General features: G+C 60.7%; 16 protein-coding genes and 1 pseudogene. 9 read left to right on the top strand and 8 right to left on the bottom strand.

Going from position 1 to position 16,802, the window contains the following annotated elements; translation table 11 throughout:
* Window positions 1–33 precede the first annotated feature (33 nt).
* Together MRBLPB4O_RS09835 and MRBLPB4O_RS09830 are read right to left on the bottom strand one after the other, a co-directional pair.
* Window positions 34–876, bottom strand: a complete 843-nt coding sequence (locus MRBLPB4O_RS09835) for a FecR domain-containing protein (protein ID WP_341798245.1) — start codon at window positions 874–876, stop codon at window positions 34–36.
* Window positions 873–1,409: an RNA polymerase sigma factor gene (locus MRBLPB4O_RS09830; protein WP_341798244.1), complete on the bottom strand. Its 537-nt coding sequence runs from the start codon at window positions 1,407–1,409 to the stop codon at window positions 873–875. Before MRBLPB4O_RS09830 ends, MRBLPB4O_RS09835 begins: the two co-directional genes overlap by 4 nt.
* A 111-nt stretch (window positions 1,410–1,520) precedes the next feature.
* Here MRBLPB4O_RS09830 and MRBLPB4O_RS09825 point away from each other — a divergent pair, with 111 nt between their 5' ends.
* Window positions 1,521–1,700: a hypothetical protein gene (locus MRBLPB4O_RS09825; RefSeq protein WP_341798243.1), complete on the top strand. Its 180-nt coding sequence runs from the start codon at window positions 1,521–1,523 to the stop codon at window positions 1,698–1,700.
* 3 nt (window positions 1,701–1,703) lie between these two features.
* Here MRBLPB4O_RS09825 and MRBLPB4O_RS09820 read toward each other — a convergent pair whose 3' ends face one another.
* Complete coding sequence (locus MRBLPB4O_RS09820) at window positions 1,704–3,119, bottom strand: amino acid permease (protein WP_016500412.1); 1,416 nt, start codon at window positions 3,117–3,119, stop codon at window positions 1,704–1,706.
* Window positions 3,120–3,444: 325 nt separating this feature from the next.
* Between MRBLPB4O_RS09820 and MRBLPB4O_RS09815 the strand changes: the two genes are divergently transcribed.
* On the top strand, window positions 3,445–4,869 hold the full coding sequence (locus MRBLPB4O_RS09815; protein WP_341798242.1) for a PLP-dependent aminotransferase family protein: 1,425 nt from the start codon (window positions 3,445–3,447) through the stop codon (window positions 4,867–4,869).
* Window positions 4,870–5,000: 131 nt separating this feature from the next.
* Here the strand turns inward: MRBLPB4O_RS09815 and MRBLPB4O_RS09810 are convergent.
* A pseudogene (locus tag MRBLPB4O_RS09810) lies at window positions 5,001–5,843 on the bottom strand (IS5 family transposase).
* Between the two features lie 412 nt (window positions 5,844–6,255).
* Between MRBLPB4O_RS09810 and MRBLPB4O_RS09805 the strand changes: the two are divergent.
* Entirely contained in the window at window positions 6,256–7,893 is a 1,638-nt protein-coding gene (locus MRBLPB4O_RS09805; protein WP_341798241.1) for an S-type pyocin domain-containing protein, read from the top strand.
* Window positions 7,890–8,165: a hypothetical protein gene (locus MRBLPB4O_RS09800; RefSeq protein ID WP_063427003.1), complete on the top strand. Its 276-nt coding sequence runs from the start codon at window positions 7,890–7,892 to the stop codon at window positions 8,163–8,165. Before MRBLPB4O_RS09805 ends, MRBLPB4O_RS09800 begins: the two co-directional genes overlap by 4 nt.
* A 132-nt stretch (window positions 8,166–8,297) precedes the next feature.
* On the opposite strand, the gene MRBLPB4O_RS09795 is transcribed toward MRBLPB4O_RS09800, so the two are convergent.
* Together MRBLPB4O_RS09795 and MRBLPB4O_RS09790 are read right to left on the bottom strand one after the other, a co-directional pair.
* Complete coding sequence (locus MRBLPB4O_RS09795; RefSeq protein WP_341798240.1) at window positions 8,298–9,539, bottom strand: Zn-dependent hydrolase; 1,242 nt, start codon at window positions 9,537–9,539, stop codon at window positions 8,298–8,300.
* 31 nt (window positions 9,540–9,570) lie between these two features.
* On the bottom strand, window positions 9,571–10,875 hold the full coding sequence (locus tag MRBLPB4O_RS09790; RefSeq protein ID WP_341798239.1) for an MFS transporter: 1,305 nt from the start codon (window positions 10,873–10,875) through the stop codon (window positions 9,571–9,573).
* A gap of 289 nt (window positions 10,876–11,164) precedes the next feature.
* Here MRBLPB4O_RS09790 and MRBLPB4O_RS09785 point away from each other — a divergent pair, with 289 nt between their 5' ends.
* Window positions 11,165–12,073 carry a LysR family transcriptional regulator gene (locus MRBLPB4O_RS09785; RefSeq protein ID WP_341798238.1) on the top strand — a complete coding sequence of 303 codons (909 nt, stop codon included), beginning with the start codon at window positions 11,165–11,167 and terminating at the stop codon, window positions 12,071–12,073.
* Between the two features lie 42 nt (window positions 12,074–12,115).
* Here the strand turns inward: MRBLPB4O_RS09785 and MRBLPB4O_RS09780 are convergent, their stop codons facing one another.
* Window positions 12,116–12,361, bottom strand: coding sequence for a type II toxin-antitoxin system Phd/YefM family antitoxin (locus MRBLPB4O_RS09780; RefSeq protein WP_341798237.1), 246 nt, complete (start codon window positions 12,359–12,361; stop codon window positions 12,116–12,118).
* A gap of 233 nt (window positions 12,362–12,594) precedes the next feature.
* Here MRBLPB4O_RS09780 and MRBLPB4O_RS09775 point away from each other — a divergent pair, with 233 nt between their 5' ends.
* Together MRBLPB4O_RS09775 and MRBLPB4O_RS09770 are read left to right on the top strand one after the other, a co-directional pair.
* A complete protein-coding gene (locus MRBLPB4O_RS09775) occupies window positions 12,595–13,137 on the top strand; it encodes a WYL domain-containing protein (protein WP_341798236.1) in 543 nt (180 codons plus the stop codon).
* 96 nt (window positions 13,138–13,233) lie between these two features.
* A complete protein-coding gene (locus MRBLPB4O_RS09770) occupies window positions 13,234–14,169 on the top strand; it encodes a cyclase family protein (protein WP_341798235.1) in 936 nt (311 codons plus the stop codon).
* A gap of 52 nt (window positions 14,170–14,221) precedes the next feature.
* Here the strand turns inward: MRBLPB4O_RS09770 and nfsB are convergent, their stop codons facing one another.
* The gene (gene nfsB / locus MRBLPB4O_RS09765) at window positions 14,222–14,875 is read right to left on the bottom strand and encodes an oxygen-insensitive NAD(P)H nitroreductase (protein ID WP_341798234.1); all 654 of its coding nucleotides are present in this window, start codon (window positions 14,873–14,875) and stop codon (window positions 14,222–14,224) included.
* Window positions 14,876–14,979: 104 nt separating this feature from the next.
* On the opposite strand from nfsB, the gene MRBLPB4O_RS09760 reads away from it, so the two are divergent.
* Both MRBLPB4O_RS09760 and MRBLPB4O_RS09755 read left to right on the top strand, forming a co-directional pair.
* Window positions 14,980–15,903, top strand: coding sequence for a LysR family transcriptional regulator (locus MRBLPB4O_RS09760; RefSeq protein ID WP_341798233.1), 924 nt, complete (start codon window positions 14,980–14,982; stop codon window positions 15,901–15,903).
* 48 nt (window positions 15,904–15,951) lie between these two features.
* A complete protein-coding gene (locus MRBLPB4O_RS09755) occupies window positions 15,952–16,782 on the top strand; it encodes an AraC family transcriptional regulator (RefSeq protein WP_341798232.1) in 831 nt (276 codons plus the stop codon).
* Window positions 16,783–16,802: the final 20 nt, after the last annotated feature.

Raw genomic sequence — 16,802 nt, 5'->3', positions numbered from 1 at the left:
CGGGCTTGCCCGCGAAAACGCCGGTGCAGGCGATCAATCAACCCGGCCAATGACCAAGCCCCCATCAGCCGCGCGCACCACCGTCACAGGCAACACCGCTGGCAACTGCTCCAGCAGTGCCCGCACCTGCCGGCTGTCGAACTCACCCGACAAGCGCAAACCACCGGTACGTTCATCCGCCAGCCGCAATGGCACCTCGCTGTAGCGCTGCAAATCCACAATCGCATCGCGCAACGGTGTGCCGTCAAAACGCAACACCGAGCTGCGCCAGGTCTCCATCGCACCTGACGCCACGGCCTGCACCTCGCCCAACTCGCCAGCAGCAGCAAGCAGTTGCTGCCCGGCCCGCAGTGGCTGCACAGCGCCGTGCCCAATGCCGACCTCGACCGCCCCCTCGAGCACCCCTACCCGCACGCCACGCACATCGCTGCGCACGTCGAACACCGTACCGATATCACGCACCCGCACGCCCTGGCTGCGCACAATGAACGGCGCATCGGCATGCACTACGGTAAACCGCGCCAGCCCTTCGAACAGTTCCAGCTGCCGGCTGCGCAGGTGCCGTTCAATCTGCAGCCGGCTACCCGAATCCAGCAGCACCTGGCTGCCGTCCGCCAGCACCAGCTCGCGCTGCGCGCCCACCGCCACCCGCACCTGCTCGGTATGCCAGGCAGGGTCTAGCCACCACAGGCTGCCCGCCAGCAGCAACGACAGCAGGCTGGCCTTGGCCGCCTTGCCGGCCTTGCGCCGGCGTGCGGTCATGGCTTTGCCTTCGGCGAGCAACGCCTCGCGGGACGCCACCCGCTCACGCAGGGCTTCGCTGAACGCCTCCAACGGGTCGGCCTGGGCCTTGCTTTCACGCTTGCCCTGGCTCATGCCCGCGCCTCGCCATGCAGGCGCCGGGCCGGTTCCCAGCGGCTGGCGATGGTACGCAATGCACGATTGAAGTGCTGGGTGACCATGTTGACCGAAATCTCCAGCTCGGCGGCAATGTCACGCTGAGCCATGCCATGGATGCGGTGCAGCAGAAACACCTGGCGCTGACGTGCCGGCAGGGCTTCGATAATCGCCAGCAGGGCATGCAGCTGTTGCTCGAAATCCAGCTCGCGGGCACCGTCCCAGCTGTCCAGGGCGGGCTCGTCATGGCTCGCGGCAGCCAGGTGAGCCGCACGCAGCGATTCGGCGCGCACCCGGTCGATGGCCCGGTTGAAGGTGACCTTGCGCAGAAATGCCAGCGGCAGCGAAATGCGGTGGCGGGGTGGCTTGTCGAGAATCTGCAGGTAGACGTCGTGCACCAGGTCGCGGGCAAAATGGCGGTCGCGAAAGCGCTGGCGGATGTAGCGAACCAGGTCGTCATAGTGCAACGCCAGCGCGTCGAGCAGTTCCTGGTTGGGCGGTGTGTTAGACATGGAGGGCCGGCGCCAAGTGATAATGCTTCGCATTGTAGGGGCATAAACCTGTGTTTGTCTCCATGGCCTCATCGCCGGAACTGACCACCTATACGTGAAGTCAGTCCATTTATGCGCATGCCCATGAAGACCTACATCGCCCTCGCCATCCTGGCCTTGATCGCCGCCGCCGCCCTGCTCGGCTCGCCGTGGATGAACCAGCGCTTCCACATGCCCGCAGAAAAAGCCCAGGCCCAACAACGCGAAACGGCCGGGTCCCCAAAGGAGCCGGCCGTTTCCAGACACGAGTGACGCTTAGTGCTGCTTGCTGCTGCCAGAGCGGATCTGGTGCACCACACCCATTGCCACCACGACTGCCGCCGCGATACCGGTGGAGATCACCAGGATCTGGTAGTCAGGCATGAAGGCCATGGTTACCAGGGCGGCCACGATGAACGCGATCACCAGGTAGGTCAGCCACGGGAACAGCCACATCTTCAGGCGCACTTCCTTGCCTTCGGCAATCAGCTTGCGGCGCATGCGCAGTTGCGAGAAGGCAATCACCAGGTACACCAGCAGGGCGATCATGCCCGTGGTGTTCATCAAGGTATCCAGCACGTCTTTCGGGCGCAGGGTCTCGCTGAAGTTGATCAGCGCACACACCACGGCCACGGCGCACGAGCCCATGATCGCGTACACCGGTACTCCGGTGCCGGCACGGGTGATCTTGAAGAACGACGGCGCATCGCCGCGCTGAGCCAGGGAGAACAGCATGCGCGAAGCGGTGTAGTGACCCGAGATCAGGCAGCTGCTCACCGAAGTCAGCACCACGAAGTTCATCAGCAGCTCGGCATACGGCACGCCCAGCAGTTCCAGGGTACGGCGATAGGCGCCATAGCCGGAAACGCCCAGGTGCGGGTCGTTCCACGGTACCAGGCAGACGATCAGGAAGATCGAACCGACGTAGAACAGGCACACACGCCATACCACCGAGTTGGTGGCCTTGACGATCTGCGCGGCCGGGTCTTTGGCTTCGGAAGCTGCGATGGTGACGATTTCGGCGCCCAGGAAGGCAAACATCACCCCTAGCAGCGCACCGATCACGGTGGTGATGCCATTGGGCATGAAGCCTTCGGCGGTGAGGTGGCTGATGCCACGCACTTCACCGAACTGCCACACGTTCATCACGGCAGCGGTACACACGATCAGGAAGCAGACGATCGCGATCACCTTGATCAAGGCGAACCAGAACTCGAACTCACCGTAGTGCTTGACGTTGAAGAAGTTGACGGTGATCAGCAGCAGGGTCGTGGCCAGCACGAACACATTGACGCTAACGTCGGGGAAGAAGCCATGCAGGATCTTGCCCGCCACATAGGCTTCCCAGGCCATGAGGATGACCCAGTACCACCAGTACAGCCAGCCGATGGTGAAACCGGCCCAGCGGCCAATGGCGCGGTCGGCGTAGGTGGAGAACGAGCCGGTGTCTGGCGAGGAAGTCGCCATTTCACCCAGCATGCGCATGATCAGCACCACCAGGATGCCGCCCGCCAGGTAGGCCAGGACAGCGGCTGGGCCTGCGCTGTGGATCACGCTGCCGGAACCGACGAACAAGGCGCCGCCAATTACCCCGGCGATCGACATCATCGTCAGGTGGCGCGACTTCAGCGAGGCACTGAGCTTGCTCTCGTGCCCGCTTTTCGCGGTGGTGGTTGTGGATGTTGCGTCCATCAGTTGTGTACCCCGTGCTTCTTTTTATCCAAGGAAAACCGTGAAACCCCGATGGCTGGCGGCTTCACCTGTACATCAGTGCTAATGCGGGCAGGATGGTGTGAACGAACACACGCAGGCCCTCCATGGCGGCCTGCTGACGCGCCCCAGGACGACTGCCTGGAGCGAACTGAACATGCTTTATGTGGCGATATCCGACACCTAATGTAAAAATGTCCGACGCAGAGAGCCATGCACAGTGGCATGAATCTCGCACTGCACTGTACAGGTCGCCCTTGCAGTACACCCTGCAGACGCCAGGCGATACGCACCCTGAAGGCCCCGAATGTTCGAATTACATCCAGACTCCTCCACCCCGCTGGTCAACCAGATCATCGACGGGTTGCGCGAGTTGATCGACAACCAGACCCTGAAGCCGGGCGCCAAGGTGCCGTCTATCCGCGCCTTTGCCGCGAGCTATTCGGTGAGTACCTTCACCGTGGTCGAGGCCTATGATCGCCTGGTCGCCCAGGGGCTGCTGGTGAGCCGTGGCAATGCGGGGTTCTTCGTCAACCGTGCGGCGGGCGAACTACTGGAACGGCACAATACCGAGGCCGACGCCAGTCGACCAACGTTCAACTCCGAGTGGTACCTGCAGCAGATCTTCGAGATCCGCCAGTTGCCCTACAAACCGGGGTGCGGCTGGCTGCCTAACGACTGGATGTACGAAGAAGGCCTGCGTCGGGGGCTGCGCCAGGTGGCGGGTAGCCCGCTGGAACTGTCGGGCTACGGCGACCCCATGGGCCTGATGGAGCTGCGTTCGCTGACTGCGCAGAATCTGCAGCAAGAGCTTTCCATCGTCGCCAACCCGGCGCAGCTGATGCTCACCCACGGCGCCAGCCAGGCCCTGGATCTGGCCGCACGCACCCTGGTGCGCCCAGGCGATGTGGTGCTGGTGGACGACCCCGGCTACCCCAACCTGATGAGCATCCTACGTACCCAGGGCGCGACGCTGGTCGGCGTGCCACGCACCCCGGCCGGCTACGACCTGAACCAGCTGGAACAATTGCTCACCCACCACCGCCCGACGGCGTTCTTCACCCAGCCGCACCTGCACAGCCCGACCTGCTCACGCACACCGCTGCCGCAGTTGCATCGCCTGCTGCAGCTGGCCAGCCAGCACGGCTTCCGCCTGGTGGAGAACAACCTGTACGCCGACATGGTCGCCGAGCCGCAGCCATGCCTGGCCAGCCTCGACCACCTGCAGCAGGTGGTGTACGTGGGCAGCTACTCCAAGAGCATCTCGCCCAATGTGCGGGTCGGCTACATGCTGGCCAACCCGGAGCTGATGCAGAAACTGCTGCACCTGAAAATGCGCTCAGGCCTGACCACCTCGCAGGTGATGGAGCGTGTGGTGTACGCCGCGATCATCGACGGCCGCTGGCGCAAGCACCTCAAGCGCCTGCGCCAGCGGCTGGCCGAAGCGCATCAGGAAGTTGGCCGGCATCTGCATCGATTGGGCTTCGAGCTGTTCACCGAATCGGATGAAGGCATGTACATCTGGACCCGCCACCCGGCGATTCCGGACAGCGCTGCGTTGCTGGATGATGCGCTGGAGAAAGGCATCATGCTTGGGCCTGGGCAGTTGTTCATGGTCGATGCCAAAGCGACCGGGTGGATGCGCTTCAATGTGGCGTTCAGCACGGACCCGGCGATGTGGGAGTTGCTGGAGAAGGTGTTCGTCAAGCATGTGCGACGGGGTGGGATGTAGTTCGCCACGACATTTTCAGGGTCTGTGAGATCGAGCGCCGCCCGCGCGGCGCTCGATCTCACAGCCCCTGAAGACGTCGTGGCATGCACTTATAAGCTCCATCACCCTCTTCACGCTTGCTCCTCTCGCCCCTAGGCTCTGTACCGCAAACACCGCATGGAGCAAGCCAGTGAGACCATGGCGGCATAACTTTTCGCGAGCTTGTCGAAGCGGGTCACGATCCGGCGGTTCTCTTTCAGCCAGCTGAACATGCGCTCGATGATGTTGCGCTGTCGGTATTTTGGCCGGTCAAACAGTCTTGGTAAGCCAGGCTTGGGCTTGCGCTTCATCGAGCGCAGCTGGATGACGGGTTGCATTCGATATTGGTCGCAGTAGCGGCGTAGCGCTTCGGCGTCGTAGCCCTTGTCGGCGAGCAGCCATTTGCAGCGCTTGCGCGGGCGGCCACGTTGGCTCGATGCAATGCTGACCTTGTCCAATAGTGGTTGTGCGTAGCTGATGTCACTGGCTTGACCGCCGGAGAGGAGAAAGCGCAGCGGTGTTCCGTTGGCGTCGCAGAGCATGTGGATTTTGGTTGTCAGACCACCGCGACTGCGGCCTAGAGCATGATCGGCAGGCTCGTCAGGCCCCCTTTTTTCCCGGCGCCAGATGAGGCTCGGGTTGCGCGTACTGCGGTTGAGTCGATCATCCAGGTTTGCAGATCGATCAAGCCCTGCTCATTCAGTCGCAGGTGCAGACGTTTGAGCATCTGCTCGAAAGTCTTGGTTTCGCCAGCCCCGAAACCGTTGATACACCGTTGACCATGGGCCGAAGCGCTCTGGCATATCTCGCCATGCAGCACCTGAGCAGAGCACCCACAGCACGCCATCGAGCATCAGCCGGTCGCTCAGTCGGGGCCGGCCTCGGCCATGGGTTTCGATGAAGAGATCGGAGACCACATCCCAGGCCTCGTCCGTGAGTTCGTAGCGCCTTACCATCACAGAATTCCTTTCCGTTAATGGCGCGTGACTCTACAAAATCTCAGCGCTAGAGGAGCGACGATTTGGTTTCTCGGGATTTCGTACAGAGCCTAAGTATCCCTGGCACTTGGCGCTCTGGCATAACACTTCTTCTTAATTTTTTTGATCACACAGTTCAAACCCGCTCTTGCCCCAGTCACTTTCCTGTACCTGCGCCTCGTAGCTACAGGCTCTAACGCGCCCGGCAGCCCTGAATCAATTCCATCTGCAGCCTCTACTACAAGCTCTCCAATACTTCCCGTCTCAAATCCGCCTCACTGGAAATAGACGTGACCTCTCGAAAAACGTTAACGAGCGCTGAACTGCAAAAAATATACTCAGCCGAACCTTTCAGCTATGACTTAGAAAATATCCTTTCATGGGACAGCCCATGCACACTGCCTATAGTACCGCCCAACATAGCCTCGCTATCGACAGAAGCGCTTCGTATCAACGCAGCACGCATTGCAATGAATCTAATAAAGGAAATCGAGGCCACCCGCCCAGCCGACACCCCTGGACTGGAAACGTATTTAACCAAAAACTATTTAAGCATAAAGCATTTTTACACCCAGACCTGACAAACCATGACTATGCCAAAAAGAAATCCCTCCTCTTTCTTTATAATGAAATCGACAAAAAAATACCTCACTCGCTCAATAGATATATGGCAACACACCTCTATACCACAAGCATCGATGACATAGCCCTGAATGTTGAAAACATTGCAAACGAATTAGTCGAGGACGGACAGAATTTCTATTGGCTTGAGGAAGAACTGTATTATTTAATGAGTGCCGCTACCGCCGCGCAAATTGAAATAGTGCTAAGACGCTGCCTTGAGAAAATCCGAAATGAATTCGAAGAGTTCCACCCTGAAGCAATAAAAACATTACGAGAAAACCACTCCAGAGACACCAGCAGCAAATCCATCACCTTAAGCCTTAACACCACAATTCAACTGAGCTCAACACTAACCCCACTATCAACAACCGAAAGCCTGCAAAGCGCCCTCCTGGGCGGAATACAGACCCTCAAAAGGCTTGGCCTTACTGCCACCCCAGTTTTCAGACTGGGTATTGGGGTATTTTTTTATTCAGCAGAACTAGGCAACGCAGATTTGTACCATGAATCAGCCCTGAGCATGCCTGCTGAACTACTCATTCCTGAGCTACCTGACAACATTCATGACATCGCGCTTAAACATGGGACTTTCGAATCCCCGTTCCGGATTCATGCCAATCTCGACACGTATACACTTACGGATAAAGCAAATGCTACCCATGCGGAAAAAGAGGTACCCGTACGCCCTCTGATAATGGACAAAGAAAGCAATAGCTACACATCGATCCCATCGAGTGACTTCCCAATCAGGCTTAGTTTTCCCATTCACACCGAAAGTGGATCATCAACTACAACCCCCAGTATCCCGATACCCTCTGATCCCTATGAAGGTGTTAACCTCAGACGAGCATGGACAGAAGCGACACCACTCCCTGCCCATGAGCCACCAAATTACAAAGACTGCATCTACTGCTTCCCGCCAGAGTCTGGCCTACCGCCACTGTACGTAGTTTTCAATTCTCCCTATCCCGGCGCTATAACCATAGGGATTTACAGCGGACGTCCCTATAACCCGGAAAAAGCCGGGGGAGCAATCGAACGACTGGATTGGAGAGAGGCCCGGATCACAGCAGACGGCGTCGAGTTAGTCAAACTACACGTGAGTCGCTTTCTACCTTCGGATGCAAACAAAGTCATGATCGATAGACTTGAGAAAATCCTACAGGGCACCCTACAAACAACCGACATCGACAAGCGATTTTTCACACATGAAATAAGGGAGCTTGAGCGCTTCCGCGCCCTTGGCATTGCTGATAAAATTTTACCAACTGATCGTGGCGAGGCTTGGAACAATACTCACGCGGCCACTTTAGAAGACTATCAGCTTGGATCAGATGCCGCGCTATTGTATACAACGGAAGCTCTAGAAGCAGATGCAATCCAACTTGAGCGGGAAAATCCATGAACACGATCCACGACGTAGTTAAAAACGAATCCCCTACGGATGTGATTTTATTTCTCACCAGAGGTACTGGCATATCCCACCCGCACATAGACAGGCTTTATACCCAGAACAATTGGATTCACCTAGGTGACTGCATGGCCCTCATCGAACTGACCAGAAAAATGACGAGCGACGGCTTGATTGAACAAAAAGCCGGCGGATATGTGAAAGGTCCAAAATGGAGTGCACCAAAATTCATGCTCGAGAATAAGTACACTTTTAATCAAAGTTGACAGCCTAAGTCGAATTCTAGCGTTGCGGACTTATTCACAAATACATTTGCTCATTGCCCCTACCAAAAACTCGAAAACCGCAGTTCAGGGGCGGCAGCTACACCACAGCTGCCGCCCCTAAAGCTGCACACATCAGTCATCTCCCTGTTTGAGACACCCCGCCCGTGCCAGCACAGCGTTCAGCAGTACATCAGCGCCCTGTCGGGCATCATCAGGCAGCACGTCCTCAGCCTCGTTGTGGCTCAGTCCACCGACGCAGGGGATGAACACCATCGCCGTCGGGCAGTATCGCGCCAACAGGATGGCATCGTGACCCGCCCCGCTGACAATCGATTGCTGCGCATAACCAAGGCCGTCCACCGCTTGCTGCACGGCAGCCACGCAGTCGGCATCGAACGGGGTCGCCGGGCTCACCCAGTGGCGCTCGATACGCACCTGCAGGCCGCGCTGGCTGGCGATGGCTTGCAGCTTCAGGGTCAGCTCGCGCTCCATGGCTTCGATGGCGTCGTCGCGGGGGTGGCGCAGGTCGACCGTGAACTGCAGCAGGCCGGGAATGGTGTTGCGCGAGGACTTGGCAATAGACAGCTCACCTACGGTGGTCAGGCCTTCGGGGGCAAAGTCTGCTGCGAGTTGTTCGAGCGACTGGATCATCCGCGCGGTGCCATACAGCGCATCCTTGCGCAGCGGCATCGGCGTGGTGCCGGCGTGTGCTGCCATGCCCTCTACCGTCACGTCCAGCCAGCGGATGGCCTGGCCACCACTGACCACGCCAATGGCCTTGGCGTTGTCTTCAAGGATCGGACCTTGTTCAATATGCGCCTCGAAATAGGCATCCACCTCGCCGCCCAGCGGGCGTTGGCCGGCGTACCCGGTGCGGTGCAGTTCGTCGGCGACGCTGATGCCATCGGCATCGCGGATGGCCAGCGCCTCGGCCAGTGGGAGGCTGCCGGTGAACACCGCCGAGCCGAACATGGCCGGGGTGAAGCGCGCACCCTCCTCGTTGGTCCAGACGGCAATTTCCAGCGGCTTGCGGGTGTGGATGTCCAGGTCGTTCAGGCGGCGCACCACCTCCAGGCCGGCCAGCACGCCATAGACGCCATCGAAACGGCCCCCTTCGGGCTGGGTGTCGAGGTGGCTGCCCATCATGACCGGGGCGGCATGCGGATCACTGCCGGCACGGCGGGCGAACAGGTTGCCGATGGCATCTACCGACAGGCTAAGGCCCGCTTCGCGGCACCAGTGGCTGAACAGTTCACGGCCGGCTTTGTCCTCGTCGCTGAGGGCCAGGCGGCAGCTGCCGCCGCGGGCGGTGGCGCCGACTTCGGCCATGGCCATCAGGCTCGCCCACAGGCGTTCGCCATTGCTTTTCAACATATGCGGGTACTCCAGGATAATTGGGGTTCGATCAGGCCAGTTCCAGGCGCTGGCTACGGGCGTATTGGCGGGCCAAGGCGAGCACGCAGCCCAGCGAAATGGAGGCGATCAGGGTGTAGAAGGCTGCCATCGGCCACCATTGGCCGCTGAAGGTATGGGCCAGCCAGGTGCCAATCAGCGGGGTCAGGCCGCCAGCAATCGCGCCGCAGATCTGATAGGCCAGGGAAATGGCGGTGTAGCGCACGCGGGTTGCGAACATGCCGCTGACATAGCCGGCAATCACCGCATAGAAGGAGGCCATGCAGGCTGCGGCCAGTGCGATGCCTAACACGATCAACGGGCCCTGGCCCGAGCTGACCAGCACGAACATCGGGTAGGGCGAGGCCATCGCCAGCAGCGCGACCAGCGCCAGGAAGCGCGTCGCGCCGACCTTTTCCGACAGCCACGCTGCCAGCGGCTGCACACAGAGCTGGATGATCGCCACAAAGAACAGGCATTCAAGGATCAACGAGCGCTCCAGGTGCAACTGCTGGGTGGTGTAGCTGATCATGAAAGTGTTGGTGAAATAGACCCCGGCAATGCCCAGGGTGTTGGCGCCGATGCACAGCAACAGCGGGCGCCAGGCGGTGCGCAGCACTTCAAACACTGGCGCCTGCTCCTTGCGCCGGGCCTTTTGCGCCTGCTCGCGGCTGGCGATGAACTCGGGCGACTCATTCACCCCCAGGCGAATCGCCAAGCCCACCAGCAACAACAACGCGCTGGCCAGGAACGGCACGCGCCAGCCCCAGCTCATCAGCTCGTCTTCAGGCAGGCGGGTAACCGCGCCAAAGGCCAGCAGCGACAGAATCAGGCCAGCCGGGCTGCCCAGCTGGGCGAACGAGGCGAAAAAATTGCGCCGGCCCTTGGGCGCATGCTCACCCGCCATCAATACCGCCCCGCCCCACTCGCCGCCCACGGCAATGCCCTGAACGATGCGCAGCAGGATCAACAGCACCGGCGCAGTGGCGCCGATCTGCGCGTAAGTCGGCAGCAGGCCGATGCACACGGTAACGATACCCATCATCAGCAGGGTGATGACCAGCGACTTCTTGCGACCGATTCGGTCGCCCACGTGGCCGAAGACGATGCCGCCCAGCGGCCGGGCGAAGAAGCCCACGGCGAAGGTGCCGAACGCGGCCATGGTGCTGAACAGGCTGTCGTCAGAGGGAAAGAACAAGGCACCGAACACCAGGGCGGCGGCGGTGGCGTAGATGTAGAAGTCGTACCACTCGATCATGGTACCGATGAACGCGGCGGCGGCTGCACGGCGCGGCTGGGCGGAAGCGGTGGGGTTCATGGGGGCTCCTTTGCTTGTTGTTCTGGCAGGAGTTGCTGGTCACGGTGGCGCTCTCATGGCGCTTGGCCTGCTGGTTCGGTGCTGGCTTCTTCGCGGGCTCGCCCGCTCCCACAGGGGTCGCACCCTGTCTGCGACAGTGCAGTACCTGTGGGAGGGGACAAGCCCGCGAAGAAGCCGCCGCCGACGCACCAGGCTTCAATGCATGCGATTTATCGGCCCGGGGCTATGATTAGTCAATTTTCTATTTATTATTCGAACTATTAGCCACGCTTATCATCGAGTCCCCGCCATGTCTGACCGCCTGCTCAACGACCGCCTCGACTGGAACCTGCTGCGCACCTTCCGGGTCATCGGCCAGGAGCTGTCCATCAGCCGCGCCGCCGCCCGCCTGCACCTCACTCAACCGGCGGTAAGCCAGGCGCTCAAGCGCCTTGAAGAGCAGCTCGGCCGCCAGCTCATTGCCCGCCGTGGGCCGCGCTTCGTGCTGACAGAAATGGGCGAGCAGCTGTTCCAGCTGGCCGGCGAGGTGTATGGGCAAATGTCGCAGATCGGCGGATTGCTGGAGCAACCGGCAGACGAAGTGGTGGGCAAAGTGCGCCTGCTGATGATCAGCCGCATCGTCAGCGAACGCTTCGACAACTTCCTCGCCGACTTCCACCGCCAGCGCCCGCGAGTGGAACTGGAAATCGACGTGATGCGCAGCTCCGACATCGTCGCCGCCCTGCAGGAAAAAACCGCCACGGCGGGCCTTAGCCTCACCCGGCGTGCACAGCCACGGTTGGAGCAACGGCTGTTCCTGCGCCAGCGCTATGCGTTTTTCTGTGGCAAGCACCATGCCCTGTTCGGCCAGGCCGAAGGCGACTTGCAACGGGAGAATTTCGTCAGTTTCACCAGCGACCAGATTGGCGGCATGTTGTCGCCGCTGACCATTTTCCGTGACCTGCAAGGGTTTGCCGGGCGGATCGTGGCCTCATCGCCAAGCCTTGAGGAAGTACGCCGGCTGGTGATAGCCGGGTTTGGCATCGGCTGCCTGCCGGAGCATGTGGTGGCACCGGATGTCGAAGCGGGGTTGCTGTGGAAGCTGCCGCCGCAGGAAGGGATTGCCGATGTGGATATTCACCTGCTGTGGAACAGGGAACAGCGGTTCAGCCGGGCGGAAGAGGTGTTTATCGAGGCGTTGCAGCGTGTCATAACCTAGCGCTTCTGAGCGGCTCCATAGACCTCGCGCGCTCGCGCTTGCTTATAGGTCATCCAGAGACACCGGTACGCCTTTTTCACCCAGCCTGGTCTTGGCCAATTCACTCAATTCGAGATCTTCCAGGCGCTTCATCATGGATTCGTACAGTTTGGCCGGAACCATGTAACCCATCACACGATTGTGGTTAAGCACGGCAACAGGCATGCCAGCGGCCCCGGCCATTACAGCAGATGGGTTCTTTTTCAGTTCCGATACGCTTACGGTCACACTTGCAAAGATTTTTTGCATTATTCCGCCTCGAATCAAGACCAGATTTTGGTCCATATATAGGACGTAAACAAGCCTACGTTCTTGGTTCAGCCCTGCGGGTCGACGGCGGCGTGGTCGACAGCCTCGCTATCTGAATTCAACTGGAGGCATTCGGGGAAAACTTGGATCCCATTCTATGAGAGGGTATGCTGCGCAATAGCTATACGCCACTATCCAGGCAGGTTTGACGCCTGCCTTCAAGGACGAAGCCTTTGCCCAGCCACCCTACCCGCCACACCATTGCCCGCCAGTGGCAGCTGCTCAAGTTGCTGCCCGGCCGCCACCCCGGGATGAGTTCTACCCAGTTGCAGGCCGCCCTGACAATCGTGGGCCATACCACCAGCAAACGCACCGTCGAACGCGACCTGGTCGAGCTCGCCGCGTTGTTCCCGTTGCAGTGCAACAGTAAAGGCATGCCGTATGGTTGGTACTGGCAACCAGGCCTGAGCCTGGGCGAAGCGCAGCAGCTGCAACCCGACATGCTTACGCCCCCGGCCCAGGTTGAACTGCATGCCTGGGTTGATGACGCGCTGGCCATGCGCCTGGAGCAATCACCCCTGTCAGCAGACATGCAACTGACGCCGCAAGCGAGCGGCGGCGCCACGCTGGTGGCCACTGTTGACGACAACCGGGCGCTGATGGGCTGGCTGCTGTCCCAAGCAGGTTCTATCCGCATCCAGGCCCCGCAGGCACTGCGCGTGGCCATGCTCGAACAGTTGCGCCAGAGCCTGGCGCTGCACGAGGGTAGTTATTGACCGGCAGGCAAAAGTCATTGTCCCGCGGGCCGCTTTTTCCCCAAGCCTGCCCTGCGCAGAATTCGCTCCTGACAACGCATCCTTCAGGAGCACTCGATGACATGCTTTAAGCCCTTGCTACTGGCCGTCGCCCTGGCGACCACTGCCCAGGCCACTTTGGCCGCCGACTGGCAGACCTCGCCCTACGGCAAACAGGATGAAATCGGCGCGGCCAACCTGCTCACCCCGGACGTGGTCAAGCAGGCTGTCGACCTGGTCAAGGCCGGCAAGACCTACCCCCTGGCCGTGCCCGTGAGCAAGGACTTGCCGGCATTCCGCCACCGCAGCTTCCACCTTTACAACATCCAGCCCGGCGAACAGGCGGGCCAGACCCTGGGCCGCAACAAGTTCAGCTTAAACGATGAACTGGTCAACGGCTGGACCGGCGTCGGCACCCAGCTCAACGGCATCGGCCATATCGGCATAGACAACGTCTACTACAACGGCAACAAGGCGGCCGACTTCGTCACCGTCGAAGGCGTGACAAGGCTGGGCGTGGAGAAAGTACCGCCCATGGTTACTCGTGGTGTGGTGCTGGACATGACGGCCTACTATGGCAAGGCCATCGTCCCGGGCGGCACTGCGTTTACCGTCGCTGACATCAAGGCCGTGCTGAAGAAACAAGGCATTACCCTGCGCAAGGGTGATGTGGTGCTGTTCAATACCGGTTGGCTGGAGCTGATCGGCAAGGACAACCAGCAATTCCTTGCCACCGAGCCAGGCATCGACCTGCCGGCGGCCGAATGGCTGGCGGACCAGGGTATCGTCGCCTTTGGTGGCGATACCTGGGCCTCCGAGGTCTACCCGAACCCGAGCGGCGAAGAGTTCCCGGTCAACCAGTTCATGCTGGCCAAACGGGGTATCTACAACCTGGAACTGATCGACACGCGTGCGTTGGTGCAAGACAAGGCGTTCGAGTTCCTGTTCGTGCTGGGGCAGCCGCTGTACAAGGGCTCGACCCAAGTGAACATCAACCCGGTGGCCATTCACTGATCGCCGGACTGGTTGGCTTTCGAAATGGGGGCCGCTTGCGGCCCCGGCAATCTCAGAGGAAGGTGAACACTTGCGAAGCCGGCAACCGTGACTTGTTCAGCCCGGCGTTGAAGTCCGATTCACTGCGATAACCCAGGCTGAGGATCACCACGCTGGTAAAGCCACGCTCACGCAAGCCCAGCTCGGCATCGAGGATCTTGCTGTCAAAGCCCTCGATGGGTGTTGCATCCAGACCATGTGCCGCGGCCCCCAACAAGGCCGTGCCCAACGCCAGGTAAGTCTGCTTTTCCATCCAGTGCTGCGCGTCTTTATGGTCGTAGCGATGCAGGTTCACGTAGTGACGGCGGCTCTGGTTCTGCCCGGCACGCGCCTGTTCGTCACGGAAACGGCCATCGGCAGCCTCTTGATCAAGCACCGCATTCAGGTGCGCTTCGGTCATTTCTGTGCGGGTGCAGAACACGATCACGTGCGAGGCATCGAGCAGCTTCGGCGTGTTGTAGGCGTAACCCTCAGTCGTGCTTTTTGCCAGGCGGGCCTTGCCTTCGGCCGTATCGGCGACAATGAAGTGCCAAGGCTGAGAGTTGACCGAGGACGGGCTGTGGCGCAGTTGTTCGAGCAGGGCATCGACAGTGGCCTGGGGAATGCGGCGCGAGGCATCGTAGGCTTTGGTGGTGTAGCGGCGCTTGGCCAGCGAGACGGTATCCATGCAACAACTCCGTGAATGAACAGTGGATTTGTCGCGTATCTTATCTTTCCCGCAGAAAAGAAAAACCGGCACAATGCAGCAACACTTTCGCCCCCGGAGTGAAAATGCTGCGCATCGCCGACCTCGAACTGTTTGCCCGCAGCAGCGTGCTGGGCAGCTTCACTGCCGCCGCCCATGAAGCCGGCCTGCTGCCGGGCCAGGTGGCCGCAGCAATCAAGCGCCTGGAGCGCGACCTGGATGTACGCCTGTTCGCCCGCACCACTCGCAGCCTGCGCCTGACCGCCGGGGGCGAGCGCTACCTGCCCACCGCGCTGAATGTGCTGGAGAGCTTGCGCCAGGGCCATGAAGACCTGCATGGCAACCCCAATACCCTGCGCGGCACCCTGCAGGTGTCGGCACCTTCCGACATGGGCCGCAACATGTTGCTGCCCTGGCTCAGCGCCTTCCGCCGCGAGCACCCGGCATTGCAACTGCGCTTCTTCCTGTCCGACCAGATTGCCGACCTCAACCGCGACCCGGTGGATGTGGCCATCCGCTATGGCCTGAACCAGGATGCCAACTACATCGCTCTGCCATTGGCCGACTGGAACCGCAGAGTGCTGGTCGCATCGCCCGACTACCTGGCCCGCCACGGCCGCCCGCTCAGCCCCGACGCCCTTCAGCAACATGCCTGCCTGCTGTACATGCAGCACAACCGGGTATACGACAAGTGGCAGCTGGGCAACCGTACCGTGCAGGTGCGCGGGCCGCTGGTCAGTGACGATGCCGACGTCATCCGTCGCCTGGCCATTCAAGGCGAAGGCATCGTCTACAAGTCGTGGCTGGATGTCAGCGCCAACATTGCGGCCGGTGAACTGGAAATCGTCCTGCCCGAACTGCTCGGCGAACCTACCCCGGTCACCTTGGTATGCCCGCATCGCAAGCAGCTCACACCTGCGGTTTCGCAATTGCACCTGTGGCTGCGCGAGCGCTTCGAGGCCCTGCGTGATCGGGCACTGACCAACGGCTGCACAATCGTTCCAGACTGAGCCGAGGGGTTGCGCTAAGGTAGCCATTTAAGCCAACGGCACACGTTCATGAGCAACTGGATCGACCTCAAGCAAGACGCCGATAGCGGCATCGAGTCGGTCCGTGCGCATTTTGTCGGGCATGCCTACGACCCGCACTGGCACGACAGCTTCCTGGTCGGCGTGACCGAACAGGGCGTGCAGCAGTTCAATTGCCGCCGGGTGCGCCACCGCAGCACGCCGGGGCAAGTTTTCTTGCTCGAACCTGGCGACATACACGATGGCCTGGCGCCCACCGAAGAAGGCTTTACCTATTCGACGCTGTACCTGGCGCCCGATTGGCTCGACCAACAGCTGCGGGCGCTGTTCGAGCACGCACCGGGCGACAGCCTGCCCAGCTTCGCCGACACTCTGTGCCACGACGAACACCTCGCCCGGGCCACCGCCCTCGCCTTCCAGTCCGTGCACGACCAGGACTTACGCATCGTCCGGCAAACGGCCATGGACAACCTGCTTGCCTGCCTGACCCGCCACATGCACTGGCGCCGACGCATCAACCCCGACCCACGCCTGCCGCTTACCGCCCAGCGCGCACGGGATTTCCTGCACGCCAACCTGGAGCGCGACATCGGCCTGGAAGACCTGGCCCAGGCCTGCGGCATCGACCGCTTTCGCCTTACCCGTGCATTCAAGGCCGCATTCGGCATTGCACCGCATGCCTACCTGATCCAGCTGCGCCTGGCCCGGGCGCGGCGCCTGCTCGCCCTGGGCCAGACGCCTGCCGAAGTGGCCGTAGCCTTGGGCTTCGCCGACCAGAGCCACCTGGGGCGCTGGTTCCGTCGGGCCTACCGGCTGACCCCTGCCGACTACCGCAGGCGCTGCTCAAACCTTCCAGACTGATCGCCTGCGGGCGGCGAGCA

The sequence above is a fragment of the Pseudomonas sp. LPB4.O genome, from assembly GCF_038383825.1.
In the GTDB taxonomy this organism is placed as follows: Bacteria; Pseudomonadota; Gammaproteobacteria; order Pseudomonadales; family Pseudomonadaceae; genus Aquipseudomonas; species Aquipseudomonas putida.
Note: the sequence above shows the minus strand (reverse complement) of the source record. Positions and strands in the feature narration are given on the sequence as shown.